This window comes from Mesorhizobium sp. WSM4312, assembly GCF_002294875.1.
Taxonomy (GTDB): domain Bacteria; phylum Pseudomonadota; class Alphaproteobacteria; order Rhizobiales; family Rhizobiaceae; genus Mesorhizobium.
Genome location: NZ_NSFU01000005.1, coordinates 215,173 through 230,546 on the forward strand (window position 1 = coordinate 215,173; position 15,374 = coordinate 230,546).

18 protein-coding genes are annotated in these 15,374 nt (G+C 63.1%); 9 read left to right on the top strand and 9 right to left on the bottom strand.

What is annotated here, in order from left to right; translation table 11 throughout:
* Positions 1–105: 105 nt before the first annotated feature.
* Positions 106–1,035, bottom strand: a complete 930-nt coding sequence (locus tag CK228_RS09900) for an alpha/beta hydrolase (protein ID WP_095787713.1) — start codon at positions 1,033–1,035, stop codon at positions 106–108.
* Between the two features lie 184 nt (positions 1,036–1,219).
* Between CK228_RS09900 and CK228_RS09905 the strand changes: the two genes are divergently transcribed.
* Complete coding sequence (locus CK228_RS09905) at positions 1,220–2,227, top strand: ribonuclease (RefSeq protein ID WP_095787714.1); 1,008 nt, start codon at positions 1,220–1,222, stop codon at positions 2,225–2,227.
* A 43-nt stretch (positions 2,228–2,270) separates the two neighbouring features.
* Here CK228_RS09905 and CK228_RS09910 read toward each other — a convergent pair whose 3' ends face one another.
* On the bottom strand, positions 2,271–3,557 hold the full coding sequence (locus CK228_RS09910) for a GGDEF domain-containing protein (protein ID WP_095787715.1): 1,287 nt from the start codon (positions 3,555–3,557) through the stop codon (positions 2,271–2,273).
* A 255-nt stretch (positions 3,558–3,812) separates the two neighbouring features.
* Between CK228_RS09910 and ettA the strand changes: the two genes are divergently transcribed.
* The 5 genes from ettA to CK228_RS09935 all read left to right on the top strand — a co-directional run bounded on the left by ettA (position 3,813) and on the right by CK228_RS09935 (position 8,769).
* Positions 3,813–5,462 carry an energy-dependent translational throttle protein EttA gene (ettA, locus tag CK228_RS09915; protein WP_095787716.1) on the top strand — a complete coding sequence of 550 codons (1,650 nt, stop codon included), beginning with the start codon at positions 3,813–3,815 and terminating at the stop codon, positions 5,460–5,462.
* A 46-nt stretch (positions 5,463–5,508) separates the two neighbouring features.
* Positions 5,509–6,279, top strand: coding sequence for a trans-aconitate 2-methyltransferase (gene tam / locus CK228_RS09920; RefSeq protein ID WP_095787717.1), 771 nt, complete (start codon positions 5,509–5,511; stop codon positions 6,277–6,279).
* 106 nt (positions 6,280–6,385) lie between these two features.
* The gene (locus tag CK228_RS09925) at positions 6,386–6,721 is read left to right on the top strand and encodes a hypothetical protein (protein ID WP_095787832.1); all 336 of its coding nucleotides are present in this window, start codon (positions 6,386–6,388) and stop codon (positions 6,719–6,721) included.
* A 131-nt stretch (positions 6,722–6,852) separates the two neighbouring features.
* On the top strand, positions 6,853–7,974 hold the full coding sequence (locus CK228_RS09930; protein WP_095787718.1) for a beta-ketoacyl-ACP synthase III: 1,122 nt from the start codon (positions 6,853–6,855) through the stop codon (positions 7,972–7,974).
* Positions 7,975–8,352: 378 nt separating this feature from the next.
* A complete protein-coding gene (locus tag CK228_RS09935) occupies positions 8,353–8,769 on the top strand; it encodes a GFA family protein (protein ID WP_095787719.1) in 417 nt (138 codons plus the stop codon).
* A 27-nt stretch (positions 8,770–8,796) separates the two neighbouring features.
* On the opposite strand, the gene CK228_RS09940 is transcribed toward CK228_RS09935, so the two are convergent.
* The 3 genes from CK228_RS09940 to CK228_RS09950 form a co-directional block, all read right to left on the bottom strand.
* Complete coding sequence (locus CK228_RS09940) at positions 8,797–9,363, bottom strand: isoprenylcysteine carboxylmethyltransferase family protein (RefSeq protein ID WP_095787720.1); 567 nt, start codon at positions 9,361–9,363, stop codon at positions 8,797–8,799.
* 99 nt (positions 9,364–9,462) lie between these two features.
* Complete coding sequence (locus CK228_RS09945; protein WP_095787721.1) at positions 9,463–9,861, bottom strand: glyoxalase/bleomycin resistance/extradiol dioxygenase family protein; 399 nt, start codon at positions 9,859–9,861, stop codon at positions 9,463–9,465.
* An 18-nt stretch (positions 9,862–9,879) separates the two neighbouring features.
* Positions 9,880–10,302 carry a hypothetical protein gene (locus CK228_RS09950; protein ID WP_095787722.1) on the bottom strand — a complete coding sequence of 141 codons (423 nt, stop codon included), beginning with the start codon at positions 10,300–10,302 and terminating at the stop codon, positions 9,880–9,882.
* A 122-nt stretch (positions 10,303–10,424) separates the two neighbouring features.
* On the opposite strand from CK228_RS09950, the gene CK228_RS09955 reads away from it, so the two are divergent.
* Together CK228_RS09955 and CK228_RS09960 are read left to right on the top strand one after the other, a co-directional pair.
* On the top strand, positions 10,425–11,054 hold the full coding sequence (locus CK228_RS09955) for a TetR/AcrR family transcriptional regulator (RefSeq protein ID WP_095787723.1): 630 nt from the start codon (positions 10,425–10,427) through the stop codon (positions 11,052–11,054).
* A gap of 17 nt (positions 11,055–11,071) precedes the next feature.
* A complete protein-coding gene (locus CK228_RS09960; protein ID WP_095787724.1) occupies positions 11,072–11,689 on the top strand; it encodes an MOSC domain-containing protein in 618 nt (205 codons plus the stop codon).
* Between the two features lie 59 nt (positions 11,690–11,748).
* Here CK228_RS09960 and CK228_RS09965 read toward each other — a convergent pair whose 3' ends face one another.
* Both CK228_RS09965 and CK228_RS09970 read right to left on the bottom strand, forming a co-directional pair.
* On the bottom strand, positions 11,749–12,588 hold the full coding sequence (locus tag CK228_RS09965) for an SDR family oxidoreductase (protein WP_095787833.1): 840 nt from the start codon (positions 12,586–12,588) through the stop codon (positions 11,749–11,751).
* A gap of 133 nt (positions 12,589–12,721) precedes the next feature.
* The gene (locus CK228_RS09970; protein WP_095787725.1) at positions 12,722–13,684 is read right to left on the bottom strand and encodes a D-amino acid aminotransferase; all 963 of its coding nucleotides are present in this window, start codon (positions 13,682–13,684) and stop codon (positions 12,722–12,724) included.
* A gap of 153 nt (positions 13,685–13,837) precedes the next feature.
* Here CK228_RS09970 and CK228_RS09975 point away from each other — a divergent pair, with 153 nt between their 5' ends.
* Positions 13,838–14,347: a hypothetical protein gene (locus CK228_RS09975; protein WP_095787726.1), complete on the top strand. Its 510-nt coding sequence runs from the start codon at positions 13,838–13,840 to the stop codon at positions 14,345–14,347.
* Between the two features lie 5 nt (positions 14,348–14,352).
* Here the strand turns inward: CK228_RS09975 and CK228_RS09980 are convergent, their stop codons facing one another.
* Positions 14,353–14,667 (bottom strand): DUF2293 domain-containing protein, encoded by a 315-nt coding sequence (locus CK228_RS09980; RefSeq protein WP_095773920.1) that lies wholly within the window; start codon positions 14,665–14,667, stop codon positions 14,353–14,355.
* Positions 14,664–15,188 carry a tRNA (N6-threonylcarbamoyladenosine(37)-N6)-methyltransferase TrmO gene (gene tsaA / locus CK228_RS09985; protein WP_095787727.1) on the bottom strand — a complete coding sequence of 175 codons (525 nt, stop codon included), beginning with the start codon at positions 15,186–15,188 and terminating at the stop codon, positions 14,664–14,666. The genes CK228_RS09980 and tsaA overlap by 4 nt, the downstream gene beginning before the upstream one ends.
* Positions 15,189–15,374: the final 186 nt, after the last annotated feature.

Here is a 15,374-nt window from a genome sequence, read left to right on the forward strand (position 1 = left end):
CAATCACCATGATTGCCGCGAAAGCAGAGCCTCTATCAAGCCCGGCATCGGCTGTCACGGCCCTTGCAATAGGCCAACGGGCCGGTTCGGAAAGGATGCAGGTCGCTATTTCAGCACGCTGTCGGCCCAGGTGGCGAAATCGTTCATGATGATATCGCGGTTCACCTCGTTCAGGCTTTCGTGGCGGGTGTCGTCGTAAACCTTTGAAACGAGATTCGAAAAGCCCATCCCGCGCATGCGATCGGCAAGGTGGGTGATGCCCTTGCCATAGTCCGAGGCGGGGTCTTTCTCGCCGCCGATGATGGCGACGGGAAGGTCGCGCCGGACGCCGGCAAAGCCGGCATCCTTGCCGCCGTTGAGCGCCATCGAGACCACGTCGCGCCACATCGACACAGAGGCATCCCAGCCACACAGCGGATCGGCGATGTATTTCGCCACCTCGGCCTCGTCGCGCGACAGCCAGTCGAACGGCGTGCGGTGATCGGGCACCGCCTTGCCCCAGGCCTGAAAGGTGAGTTTCGGCAGCAGGCGGGACGGGACATCGGAGCCCAGCCGCATCCGCTCCCAGGCGAGGATGCCGAGTGCTACCTGCCCAAGCCGCCCTTGTGAGAAATTGCCGTTCCAGATCGCGGCGGCATGGAGGCGCGGCGAGTGTTCCAAAAGGTAGTTCAGCGCCACCGACGCGCCCATCGAATGACCGAAAAGGATGACCGGCAGGTTCGGGCACTCGCCGGCGATGAGATCGTGGATAGCATCGACATCGGCGATCACCTTGGCCGGGCCATCCTCGTCGGCGAATTGGCCGAGCGGCGCATCGGAGGCCTTGGTCGCGCCATGGCCGCGATGGTCATGGACATAGACGTGGAAGCCGCGCGCGGAGAGAAAATCGGCAAAGCGGGCATAGCGCGCGGCGTGCTCGGCCAGGCCGTGGTTGATCTGGACAGCCGCGCGCGGCTTGCCTTCTGCGCGGCTAACGAGGAGATTGAGATCGGCGCCGGTCGGTGAGCGGACCATGCGTTGCTGATTGAAAGGCATGGCCCGCCCGGTCTCCCCCTCGTTTTGTCGTTGTTGGCTTTGTTTGCGCCGCCGCCGGTTACGCGTCAATCCACAGCAAATGCTTTTGCGCGACGATGTTTCTTGCGTTCGACCGGCAAAATATCGCAATTCTGACACGGTGACAGCTTCAGTCTGTCGCCCACTTCTCAGCCGGGGATTTCTCATGCGCATTGGTGTCGTTTTTGGATTGGCCATGCTGGCGGTATCGCTGGCCAATGCTGCGCATGCCGAAGTCAAGATGAGCGGCACCTTCGTTGCCGATGCGGCCTGTCCGGCGACGCAAGCCATCAAGAACGGCAAGAACCCCGGCAACGTCTCGACCGATGCCGGACAGAGCTACCAGCTGCTTGCCGGCAACAAGGACGCGCCGACGCATTATCTGATCCTGGTGCCGGGCGCCGATCCGGAGCGCCGCTGGGTGAAGGTCACTTGCGGCCATCTGGCGGGCAGCAATGCCGCGGCGGTGCCGGCGGCACCTGGCGGACAAGGCAAGCCCGCCGCCTCGGGGAAACCCGAATATGTCTTCGCGCTGAGCTGGCAGCCGGCTTTTTGCGAGACCAAATCGAGCAAGACCGAATGCAGGGCGCAGAACCCGAACGAGTTCGACGCCACCAACTTCACCTTGCATGGGCTGTGGCCGCAGCCGAACGGCAATTTCTATTGCCAGGTGGCGGCCAGCGACAAGGCCAACGACAATCCTGCTCACTGGAAGGATCTGCCGCCGGTCAATCTGGACGCCGGCACCCGCAAGGAGCTTGACCAGGTGATGCCGGGCACGGCCTCCCAGCTGGAACGGCATGAATGGATCAAGCACGGCACCTGCTACGGCAAGAACCAGCAGGACTACTTCTCCGACGCGCTCGGCCTGATGCGACAGGTGAATGCCTCGCCGGTGCGCGAACTCTTCGCCAAGACCATAGGCGGCAAGCTGACGGCGGACCAGATCCGTGGCGCCTTCGACCGGGCCTTCGGTGCCGGGGCAGGGGATCGCGTGCGGGTGTCCTGCGTCATCGATCCGTCGAACGGCCGGCGGCTGATCGGCGAACTGACGCTCGGCCTTGCCGGCCCGATCAGCCCGAACAGTTCGCTCAAGGACCTGTTGCTGGCTTCCGTACCGACCAACAAGGCCGGTTGCCCGACAGGCACCGTCGACGCGATCGGGTTCCAGTAAGCCCACGCCGCTGACGGGCATTGCGCGACAGAGAAATCCTAGATCAGAACTGCGCCGACTTGGTCCAGGCGATGGCGGCGTCCAGCTCATGGCCACCCGGCTCGCCGACGACGCGGTCGCGTCCGGTCGACTTCGCCTTGTAGAGGCGCTGGTCTGCGAGGGCGAACAGATCGGCAAGACAGCGCGTCGTTTCGCTGACGGTTGAAACGCCGGCGCTGACGGTCAGCTCGAAGCGGCTGGCCACAGGCGATGCCTTGACGGCGTAACGGATGCTTTCGCCAAACAGCCTGGCGACCGGATGCGGGCGCGAACTGAGGATGGCGAACTCCTCGCCGCCGATGCGGAACACCTGGTCTTCGGCGCTCGCCACTTCGCGGAGCAGGGCCGCGATCGCTTTCAGCACCTTGTCGCCTTCGGCATGGCCAAAACGGTCGTTGATCGACTTGAAATGGTCGACATCGATGATCAGCAGGCTGAGGGGCCTCGCCGTGCGCGTGCTGATCTCGACGGCGGCTTCACCGTCGGCGTCGAAGCGGCCGCGATGCAGCAGGCCGGTCAGGCCGTCGCGGCCGACATGCTCGACCAGCGCTTCATAGCGCTCGCGATAGGTCAGCGTTTCGAAAATGTCGGTCAGCCCGCGCGGCAGCGCAATGTCGCGGGCCTCGAACCATCTGAGGTAGGCCACGAGCATGCCGCTGAAGGCCAGCGCCGCCGCCATCTTGGCGAACCAGCCGCCGAAGAAGACAGCGATCGGCGCGCCGGCGACGAAATGCAGCGCGGTGAAGAAGCCTGCTTGGTCGAAGGTCAGCACGCAGGCGACGCAGATCAGGATGCGCGCGAACTGCGCCTTGCGCAGGGTGCGCCCAAGTCTTTCATAGAGCAGGATGATCAGGATGGCGTCGATGAACAGGAGCGTCGTGCCCCATACCATCAGCCAGCCCATCTCGTCGATGAAGCCGATGTCGGGCAGCTTGCCGTCGGGGAGCGGCGCTATGGCGTGCAGGCGCAAGAGCAACACCAGCCCGATCATCACCGCATTGCCGAGCAGCAGGCCATAGATGGGCTGGCGCACGGTGGCGGCGTCCTCCTTGATGTAGAGCAGGAGCAGCATCACCAGCTTGCCCGAAAACAGCACCGCCGAGCCCGGCGAGACCAGGCCGAACGGCAGCGCGACATAAAAGACGCTGGCGAGATAGGTTTCCAGGAAATGCATGACGCCGAGCGCACAGACGAAGACGCCGAGGCCAATGCGCTTGCGGAAGCGGAACAGCGTCACCATGACGCTGAAGTAGACGATCGCTTCGGCGAGGAGCAGGAAACTGTTCAGCACTGCCGTTGATCCGCTTTCTGTACCGGAATCGCGGCCAGCCGGCGATTCCACCCCGATCCTGTTTTGACGCGGAAGGGTTAACCGGTGATTTCAACGCGCTTCGTGAGCGCGAAAAACTTCGGTAGTCAGCGCACACTTGCCCGTGTGTTCGGCCTGATCCGGCAAAAGCGATTGCCGTTCGCCGCCGCATCGCCTACATAGCGGCCAACCTCCATTCAATTCGACAATTCAGTCAGTTTTTCAGGGAAAGCGCGCGTGGCACGCCAGTTCATCTATCACATGTCCGGCCTGTCGAAGGCCTATGGCACCAAGAAGGTGCTCGATAATGTTCATCTGTCCTTCTATCCGGACGCCAAGATCGGCATTCTCGGACCCAACGGTTCGGGTAAGTCGACCATCCTGCGCATCATGGCCGGGCTCGACAAGGAGTTTCAGGGCGAGGCGTGGCTGGCCGAGGGCGCCACCGTCGGCTACCTCGCGCAGGAGCCGCAGCTCGACAACTCAAAGACCGTGCTTGAAAACGTCATGGACGGCGTCGGCAGGAAGACCGCCATCATCGAGCGCTATAACGAGCTGATGATGAACTATTCCGACGAGACGGCCGACGAGTCGGCCAAGCTGCAGGACGAGATGGACCGGCTCAACCTGTGGGATCTCGAGCAGCAGGTCGAGATGGCGATGGACGCGCTGCAGTGTCCGGCGGGCGATTCCGAAGTGACCAACCTGTCGGGCGGCGAGCGTCGCCGCGTGGCGCTCTGCCGGCTGCTTCTGGAACAGCCCGACCTGTTGCTGCTCGACGAACCGACCAACCATCTCGATGCCGAGACCACGGCATGGCTGGAAAAGCACCTGCGCGACTATCCTGGCTCGGTGCTGATCATCACCCACGACCGCTACTTCCTCGACAATGTCACCGGCTGGATCCTCGAGCTCGATCGTGGCCGCGGCATCCCCTATGAGGGCAATTACACCAAATATCTCGACGCCAAGGCCAAGCGCCTGATCCAGGAAGGCCGCGAGGACGACGCCCGTCAGAAGTCGATCTGGCGCGAGCGCGAATGGATCCAGTCCTCGCCGAAGGCGCGCCAGACCAAGTCGAAGGCGCGTATCAAGGCCTACGAGGAACTGGTCGAGCAGTCGCAGAACCGCAAGCCGACCGACACGCAGATCGTTATTCCGTCGAGCGAGCGCCTCGGTAACGTCGTCATCGAGGTCGAAGGTCTCAACAAGGGTTTTGGCGACGAGCTTCTGATCGAGAACCTGTCGTTCCGGCTGCCGCCGGGCGGCATCGTCGGCGTCATCGGCCCGAACGGCGCCGGCAAGACGACGCTGTTCAAGACCTTCACCGGCCAGGAAAAGCCGGATGCGGGCACCGTGCGCATCGGCGAGACGGTCAAGCTCGGTTATGTCGACCAGAGCCGCGACGCGCTCGATGGCGACAAGACCGTATGGGAAGAAATCTCTGGCGGCGCCGAAATCATCAAGCTCGGCAAGCACGAGATCAACAGCCGCGCCTATTGCTCCTCCTTCAACTTCCGCGGCGGCGACCAGCAGCAGAAAGTCGGCAACCTTTCGGGCGGCCAGCGCAACCGCGTGCATCTGGCCAAGATGCTGAAGGGCGGCGGCAATGTCCTGCTGCTCGATGAACCGACCAACGACCTCGACACCGAAACGCTGGGAGCGCTCGAAGACGCGCTCGAAGCCTATGCCGGCTGCGCCGTCATCATCAGCCACGATCGCATGTTCCTCGACCGCATGGCGACGCACATGCTCGCCTTCGAAGGCGACGCGCATGTCGAATGGTTCGAAGGCAATTTCGAGGAATATGAGAAGGACAAGCTGCGCCGCCTCGGTGCGGAAGCGGCAGCGCCGCACCGCATGACGCACAAGCGGCTGACGCGGTAGGGAATCACTAGGGCGGTGAATTCTCAAAGCCACATGAGGAGCTCAAATGGCTGACTGGTCCGCCGCCCAATATCTGAAGTTCGAGGATGAGCGCACGCGGCCGGCGCGCGATCTGGCCGCGCAAGTGCCGGTCGATTTCCCGCGCCGGGTCGTCGACATCGGCTGCGGGCCTGGCAATTCGACCGAGCTTCTGGTCGAGCGCTGGCCGGATGCGCAGGTGAGTGGCTTCGACACCTCTCTCGACATGATCGAGAAGGCGAGGGCACGCCTGCCCAATGTCAGTTTCGACCTGGCGGACGCGGCGACATGGCAGCCGGCCGAACCGGTCAATGTGATCTTCGCCAACGCGGTGTTCCAGTGGCTGCCCACGCATCCGGCGGTGTTCCTGCGGCTGATGGGCTTTCTGGCGCCGGGTGGCGCGCTGGCCGTCCAGATGCCGGACAACCTGCTTGAGCCGTCGCATCAAGCGATGCGGGAAACCGCCGTCGAAATGCCGTTCGCCGACAAGCTCAAGAGTGCGGCGCGCGGACCGTTGCCGCCGGTGTCGTTCTATTACGACCTGCTGTCGCCGCTCTCCGGCCGGCTGGATATCTGGCATACGGCCTACAACCATCCCCTGGCCGACGCCGAGGCGATCGTCGAATGGGTGAGATCGACCGGGCTGAAGCCGTTCCTCGATCCGCTGTACGCCGACGAGCGCAAGATGTTCCTGGATAATTACACCGCCAAGGTCAAACAGGCCTATCCCAGAATGGCGAACGACAAGGTGCTGCTGCGCTTCCCGCGTATCTTCATTGTCGCCAAGCGGGCCGGCTAGATTATCCGCTTCGCCTGCGGTCGATTGCCGTGGCTTGACCCGGTTTCGCCGTCATGCCCAATTCATCGCGTGGGGGCCATGATGGCCGCGTGGCAGGGGGGAAATGATGGGTTTGAAAAGATTGCTTTATGGCGGCGGCGTGTGCGCGGCGGCCCTTCTGGCGTTCTCGGTTTCGGCGCAAGCCAAGCGTGCGCGCTGCTTCACGTCGGATGACGGGTATTTCCCGTGCAGCTACCGCGCGATCGATGATGCCGGCAGTTTCCGGATATCGGCGCCGGGTTACCCGACCTATGTGCTGGAGATCGACGGGCCGGGCTTTGCCTATGGCTATGTCAATCTCGGTCGCCGCAACGTGCCGCTGCCGGGGCAGTTCGTGCGCAGCCGTGACGACGGTGCCTGCTGGAACAACCCGCAGACCAACACCAAGCTGTGCGCCTGGTGAAATCCTGGTTCAAGTCCGCCTCAACAGCTGGTTTAAGCCGGCGTAAACCGGCCGGATGAGAAAAGTGTTGCGCCGAAGCGTTTCGGCGCCCACATGAAGCCGCAACGCCTGCGGATGGGACGGACTGAAACATGCATCGCGTCATCATCAGCGGCATCGGCGCTGAAATTCCTGAAGCTGTCATCACGAATGAAGAACTGGTCGAGAGCTTCAACAGCTGGGTCGACACGGAGAATGCGCGCCGTCAGGGCACCGGAGAGGCGCTGCTGCAGAAATCCGACAGCGACTTCATCGTCCACGCCTCGGGCGTGAAATCCCGTCATGTCATCGAGCGCGAAGGCATTCTCGACCCGACCCGCATGACGCCGCGCATTCCCGCGCGACCCGACGATGCGCTGTCGCTGGAGGCCGAGTTCGGCATCGCCTCGGCCAGGAAGGCGCTCGACCATGCCGGACTTGAACCGTCCCAGATCGACCTTATCATCTGCTCGGCCTCTCACCACCAGCGGCCCTATCCGGCGATCGCCATCGAAATGCAGGAAGCGCTGGGCACCACCGGCGCCGGCTTCGACATGGGACTTGGCTGTTCGTCAGCGGCGGCCGCGCTTCACATGGCGGTCAATCTGGTGCGCTCGGGCGCACACAAGCGCATCCTGGTGACCACGCCGGAAATCATCACCGGACATCTCAATTTCCGCGACCGGCAGACGCATTTCATCTTCGGCGACGCCTCGGTGTCGATGGTTGTGGAGGGTCTTGCCCAGGGCGACAAACGGCCGGGGCGCTTCGAGGTGCTGGACACGCGGCTGTGGACGCAGATGTCGAACAACATCCGTACGAATCTCGGCTACCACACCCGCACCGCCCAGGATGATCCCTACATGATCAATCTGGACGGCAATCTGATCAAACAGGTTGGCAACAAGGTGTTCAAGGAAGTCACCGTCGCCGGCCAGAAATTCATCGTCGAATTCCTGGCCGAGCACGGACTGACGCCGCAGGCGATCAGGCGCTTCTGGCTGCACCAGGCCAATGCGCGCATGAATGCGATGATCCTGAAACTGTCGTTCGGCCACGATGTCGATAACGATCGCGCGCCGATGGTGCTGGAGCGGCTGGGCAACACGGCGGGCGCCGGCGCCATCGTCGCGCTGTCGGAGAACCATGCCGACATGAAACCCGGCGATTTCGGCTTGATCTGCGCCTTTGGCGCGGGGTATTCGATAGGCGGCGCGCTCATCCGGATGCTTTAAAGTGCGCCGATAGTCAGGTGATGCCGGCCCGCAAACGAAGGCTTTCTGCGCTTCCGACTTTCGCCAGCCGAAGCAGTCATGAGTGGTCGTGCAGTTAAGGCTGCGGCCGGCGTAGGCCGATGCTCACGTACTTAAGTACGCTACGCTCCGGTTCTCGAAAACCATCTGGTTTGGTCGCTTCGCGGCTCGGCCTGACTGGAATCTCAACATACGTTAGGGCGTTTCGAACTGTGGCCTGAAAGGGCCATCCGGAATTTCGCCCCAGCCGGGCCGCTTCGCGCCGTTTTCCACTCCCGTTCAACCTGACCTGACCCTCGCACAGCCTGTGTCATCCGAGCTTGGATCAACGCGATCCCGTTTCAGAAAAGGAGAGTTCCAATGGTCGATGCCCGATGCAGCTGCGGTGCCCTCATGCTGACGCTGACAGGACCATCAAAGATGGTTGTCGCCTGCCACTGTCTCGATTGCCAGCGCCGAACCGGGGCCCCCTTCGGCGTCGGCGCCTTTTATCCGGCCGAGGCTGTTGCCATCTCTGGAACCCCGAAGGAATTCACCCGCGATGCGGCCAGCGGCGGGAAGGTGCACAACTGCTTCTGTCCCAACTGCGGCTCAACGGTCTATTGGAAAGCCGACAGGCTGCCAATGATGATCGGCGTCGCCGTCGGCGCGCTGACCGACCCGAACTGTCCACCGCCTGTCCGGTCGATCTTCGAACAGTCGAAACAGGATTGGGTTCAAATCGACGGTGCCGTCGAGCATTTCCGGCAAGGCAGCGGGGCGAAAAAATCGGGCTGAGCTGTCGTTCCAACGCACCTTGGCGTGTCAGGCCGGCGTAAAGGGAACCAGCATTGGCACCCGCCGCGCGTAGTCGTCATAGGCGGGGCCAAGTTCGCCGCGCAAGAAGCGCTCCTCGAGTCTTGCCTTCATGACGATGCCGATGGTGAGCAGTGCGACACCGGCAATGCCCCAGACAGTGCCTTTCGCCACCATGGTGGCGAGGAGCGCCAGCAGCAATCCTGTGTAGATCGGGTGGCGAACGAGGCCGTAGGGGCCGGTATCGACGACGCGGTGGTCTGCCTTGGCGGTGACCGAGGCCGACCACAGCCTGCCCAAATGAATACGCGCCCACCACGAGAAGATGAGACCTATGGCGATCAGGGCAATGCAGGCCCAGGTCTCGGGCAGGGTCGGAGTCCACAATCTCAACCTGCCTTCATAGCCGTGCGCCGGGACGAACAGCAGGACGGTGCCTGCAAGCCAGAAGATGCGATAGCGGACCTCTGCGCCGATGGTGGCGCGTTTTTGAGCCGGATCAGCCCACACGGCCGCGGCAATCCAGGTGACCACCCAGATCAGCCAGAGCAGCGCGATTGCCGTCGCGGGTCGCATAAGAACCTCCGCAGTGTCTCGCCAACATGAAAGCGATCCGACGCGGCGGCAATACGGCACCAATTCCATTTCCGGTAAGAAGATCGTGATCCTTCGCCTCTATTGACCCGAGCAACTGAACATCCACTGCACGCCATAGGCGTCGACCAGCATGCCGAAGCTGGTTCCCCAATATTGCCGCGCCAGGGGCACGGTGATGCTGCCGCCGGCAGCCATGCGGGAGAAAAGCTCCCGCATGGCTGCCAGGTCGTCGAATTCCAGCATCATCGCAGAGCCTTTCATCGGCTCGGCATCATCATTGTCGGAGGCATGGAACAGCACGCCTGGACCTTCGAAGCGCGCATGCAGGATTTTTCCGCGCATGGTTTCGGTTCGCACCGGCATGCCGTTATCGCCCCAGCGCAGCAGGATGGTTCCCCTGCCAAGGCCGCATTGTTCGTAGAAAGCCAGTGCCGGCTCGCAATTGGTGGTGAAGAACAGCGAAGGGGAGAGCCGCATCACATCTTTCCTATGAAATCAGTGCGCGGCGGCGGTGGCGGCGGCAATGAGTGCGTCGCCGGTATATTGCCTGTCGCCGATGCCCCAGCCGCCGTCGGGCGCGTTGACGATGTTTATCCAGGTGTTTTCGGGCTTGTGTCCGGCCACGCAAAGTTCGGCGACGATGCCGGCGGCCGTGGTGATGAAGGCGTTGCGGGCCTCGATCGAGCCAAGGGCGATATTGGGCAATTTCAACTCCACCATCACGACAGGCCTGTTGGCGCCGCCGGCATAGATGTGGCGCGACCGCAGGATGTGGACCGTGCCGCCGACGATGGCCGTGAAGAACGCATTGCCGGTGGCGCCGGAAGCTTCGATGAGGGCGGCGCTGAGGCGCGGCAGGATCTCGCGCTCTCCGGCCTCTGTCAGTACTCCTTCCGGCGCGGTCACGGTGATGGGCATTTGGTCTCTCCTTGCTCGGGCTGCACGGCCTTGCCGGAAGATCGTCTTCCGGCTTGCCATGTTTCGTATCAATTGTTACGTTATGTGCAGCGAGCAAGTCAACAGGTTTCGTATCGATCACTATGGATAATTTGGAAAAGGCCAGGGGTGGTCGTCCCCGCACGTTCGATCCCGACCGGGCGCTGGATGCGGCGATGCATCTGTTCTGGGAGCATGGCTATGAGGCGACGTCGCTGGCCATGCTGCGCGAGGCGATGGAGCTGACGCCGCCGCAGATCTACAACGCCTTCACCGACAAGGAGACCTTGTTCCGCAAGGCGCTGACGCGCTATCACGAGACGGAGATCGGCTTTGCGCTGGACGCAATGAGCGCGCCGGTGCCGACGCGCGAGGCGATCCGACGGCTGCTGCTGGGCGCGGCGGAGGCCTATTCCAGGCCCGGCAAGCCGGGCGGATGCCTTTTCGTCAGCGGTGCCCTGGCAGCCTCGCCGCAGGCGCAAGCCATCGCGGATGAACTCAAGTCCTATCGCAAGGCGAGCGAGGCGGCGATCGCGCAGCGTCTGGCCAAAGGCCAGGCGGTGGGCGACCTGCCGGAAGGCTTCTCCGTCGAGAGCTTCGCCAAATATATCGCCGGCGTCATGAACGGCATGTCGATCCAGGCGCGGGACGGCGCATCGGCCGAAGAGTTGCGCATTCTGGCCCAAACCGCTCTTGCGGCCTTGCCGCCCGAAGAGCAAAAACGGGGGGCATGATTCAAGGACGGAACGCCATGCTGGATCTCTTCCCCGAGGCCGAGAAGCCGGTCGAAATCGTCCCGGCAAAGAAGCTTTCCGCCCGCGCTGCAGCGCTCTATGTCGCGCCGGCGGGTCATTTCCAGACGCGGCCGGTGGAGGAATTGCGCCTTGGCTTCGACGGCATTTTGGGCGATTTCCACGCGGGCGCAACGCGGCGCTCGGGCGGGCGCGAACCCTGGTATCCGCGCGGCACCGAAATGCGCAACGAGCGGCAGCTGTCGATCGTGGCGGCGGACGAACTGGCCATCGTCGCCGGGCGGATGGGCCTTCTGGAGATCAAGCCGGAATGGATCGGCGCCAATCTGGTGATCGAAGGCGTGCCGCATCTGTCGATGCTGCCGGCCGGCACGCTGCTGTTCTTCAAGGATGGCGTCACCCTCAAGGTCGACGCCCAGAACGGACCGTGCCGCATTGCCGGGCGATCGATCGCCGAAAATGCGGGAATGGCCGACATCGAAGCCGGCGCGCTGGCGTTTCCCAAAATGGCCAAACGGCTGCGTGGCGTGGTCGCCTGGGTCGAGAAGCCCGGAACGATCAGGGCCGGCGAAGAGATTTCGGCGCGGGTGCCGGAGCAGTGGATTTATCAGGCATAGCCGCGCGTTGCATCGTGGCCTAAGGGCTACGCCGCCCCCGAGCGGCGTAGCGGAAGGTCTCAGCCCTTGCGGTTCTTGTTGGCGCCTTGCGCCATGACGGACACGTGGTCCCACTTGTCCCAGGTGGCGAGGCGGTTGGCGTATTCCTGACGGATCATCGGCAGGCCGCCGTCACCGAAGAACACCCGCAGCGGCGGCTCGGCGGCGTCGACGATGGCCAGCATTGCCGGACCGGTCGCCTCGGGATCGCCGGCGACCGAGTTGGCGCGGCGCTCGGCCATCCTGGCGCGGGCGGGCGCATAGGCCTCCATCGGCTTGGAGACCTTGGCTGAGGCGCCGGACCAGTCGGTGGAGAAGCCGCCCGGCTCGACCAGCGTGACATGGATGCCGAATTCCGCCACCTCGATGCTGAGCGACTGGCTGAAGGCTTCCAGCGCCCATTTCGAGGCATGGTAGAGGCCGAGCGAGGCAAAGGCGTTGACGCCGCCGATCGACGAAATCTGGATGATGTGGCCGGAGCGCTGGGCGCGCATGATCGGCAGCACGGCCTGCGTGACCCAGAGGGCACCGAACACATTGGTTTCGATCTGGTCGCGGGCTTCCTGCTCACTGACTTCCTCGATGGCGCCGAAATGGCCGTAGCCGGCATTGTTGATGACGACGTCGAGCCGGCCAAAGCGCTTGTGCGCCTCGGCGACAGCGGCATCGACGGCTTTCTTGTCGGTGACGTCGAGCTTGATCGCGGCGATGTTGTCGCCATATTTTTCGACCAGATCGGCGAGCGTGCCGGCGTCACGGGCGGTCGCGGCGACACGGTCGCCACGCGCCAATGCGGCCTCGGTCCAGACGCGGCCAAAACCCTTCGACGATCCGGTGATGAACCAAACCTTGTTTGTCATGATGTGGAATCCTTGCCCCTGCGGGCGCAATTTTTGGATGAAAGCGGAGGCTTCTCCGCTTTCGGCCATATACGGTCTATCGCGTGATTTTCCAGGGGCGAGGGGAAATCTTTTTGAACAAGACGTCCCTTGATCAGCGATAACTCACCTGAGACGACCAGGCCGGATCGTCGTGCTTTTGCCAGTAGAGCGCCATCAGCCGGCCGGTAACAGGCCCGGCCTTGCCGTCGGCGATCGCCGCGCCATCGATCTCAGTCACCGGCATGATGCCGCCCGCGGTCGAGGTGATGAAGACCTCGTCGGCCGCCGTGAGTGCTGCAACGCTGACATCGGCGGCGGCGGCGACAAGACCTTCTTCGGCGCAGAGATCGAAGACGGTGCGGCGGGTGATGCCAGGCAGCACGCCGATGGCCGGCGTCGACAGCTTGCCATCCTTGACGCAGAAGACGTTGAAGCCCGGACCCTCGGCGACATTGCCGTTGAAGTCGAGAAGGAGTGCGGTCTCGGCACCGCGGTCATAGGCGTCGTAGAGGCCGCGCACCAGATCGAGCCAATGGTAGTTCTTGATCGACGGATCGACCGATGCCGGCGGGATGCGCACCTTGTCGCTGATGGCGACGCGCAGGCCGCGCTGCAGCTGTTCGGCATTGGCGACCGAACCGAACGGCACGGCGAAGGCCATGAAGCGGTTGATCGCCTGGCGCGGATCGCGGCTGAAGGTTGGCGATGCGCCGCGCGTGCACAGCATTTCGACATAGGCGGCGCGATGACCTGAAAGGGCGACGCAATTGTGCAGGATTTCGGCCACGCCATCCCTGTCGAAGGGGATGGTCATGCGCAGCTTGTCGAGCCCGCCGAAAAAGCGGTCGAGATGCAGATCGAGGCGGAAGAAGCGGCCGTTCCAGACATGCACCGTGTCATAGGTGGCGTCGGAATGCAGGAACCCCCAATCCAGCACCGACAGCTTGGCCTGCGATATCGGCAGATACTGGCCGTCGAGGAAGGCGATGCCGTCGGGATAGGTGTGCGGGTCAACATGGCGGTTGCCGACCGTGGGCAGTGGTTTTGTAGCCTGTGTGGCCGTCGTCTGGTCCATCGGGGCCTCCTCGCGGCAGGGCGGGTCATCAGCCTACCGGCCCGGGACAGGCGGCATAGAGCCAACCGCCCGGCACCGTTCGTCCTCCACGATCGGGTCGATACACCGGATTGGAATTGCCTTATGATCGGATGGCTTGGAATGGGAGGGGATATGGGCAGGCTTGGGACCATCATCGCAGCCATGATGATTTTCGCCGCCACGGGCGAGGCCAGCGCGCAGTGCGTGAAACAAGGCGACGAACTCTGCCAAAACGGCCAGACCTATCGCTGCGAGAAGACCGGCAGCGAGTTGACGCCGATCTTCCAGAACCTGCCTTGCACGGCGAATGCGCCGGCGCAGACACTGACCGGCACCTGGATCGGCAGCGGCCACCAGAGCCCGGCGGGTGATGCCGGCGCCGACTGGTCGATCGCCATGACGATCAGGAATGACGGCGCGTCGATCGATTATCCGTCACTTGGCTGCGGCGGATCGCTGTCGCAGACGTCGAGGGACGAGACGTCGGCGGAATTCCATGAAAGCATCACCTATGGCCAGGACACGTGCATCGACGGTGGCGACATCACCGTCCGCTTCTTCAAGGGAAACCTGTCCTGGACCTGGGTCGGCCAGGCCGATGGCCAGCCTTACAATGCGATCGCCGTGCTGACGCGACAATAGCCGCTTCATTCCTCCTCGTCGTCGGCGTCGAGCAGGCGTGTCGCGCGCCAGCGGGTGAGCACGATGTTGGTCTTCTCGATGACGAAGAAGCGGGCGGAGTCGCGGTCATAACCCTCGGCCAGCAGCTTTTCATAGTCGGTGTGCATGTGGCGGATGTGGGCAATGGTTGCCAGCCACACGGCAATGCCTGGCGGCAAGGTCTTCATATGCACTGCGCCGGCATCCGCACGGATCTTCTCCATGTCGGCATAGGGCGCCAGCGGCAGAAGTGCGGTCAGCGCCTTGGCGATGGCGCGGCGGCGGCCGGTCGGTGCAGTCATCGCTCCCCGCGTCCCTCGATGATCGCTTCCGGTATGGCGTCGGTCGAGGCGAAGTAAGGTTTGATGTCGATGACCGGCGTGCCGTCGAGCACGTCGATGGCGTCGAGATCGATGCGCCCGGTGGCGATGTCCAATCCGACGAGCCTTACCACATGCAGGCCGACTGGGTTCGGCCGGGCTGGGGAACGCAGGCCGAATACGCCTTTTGCTTCAGTCGCATGGCGGGGTTTTTGCACAATCAGATTCCGCGGCGCGTGATGCAGCCAGGACAGGATGATGACATGGCTGGCGCGCTCCAGGCCCTGCAAGCCAGGGCGATAGGGCGCGTCGATGGTCAGCACCGCCGGCTGTCCGGTCTCGCGCGCCGTGCGCATGTTTTTCGGGCAGCTCTCCCTTGTCGTCCAGGGCGAGGCGATGCGGCCGATGAAGACGACGCGGCCATCCGCCGGCATCGTTGCCGGATCTAAGCCCAGCCTCTGCTCGCCTTCGCGTGCCTCGAACATTTCGCGCGGCCCCGTCATTCTGCCCATCTCCGTGCTGCTGCTGTCATTGTCCCAGGACCGCTACACATTTTTGGGCGGCGCGCACCGGAAAATCACGCATGCGGCATTTTCTTGTCCGGAAGCGACATAGCGCTTGCAAGGTTTTGAAAACCGACATAAACATATGTTTATATCTTTTTCAAAGTGAATGCGCTGAAAAGAGAA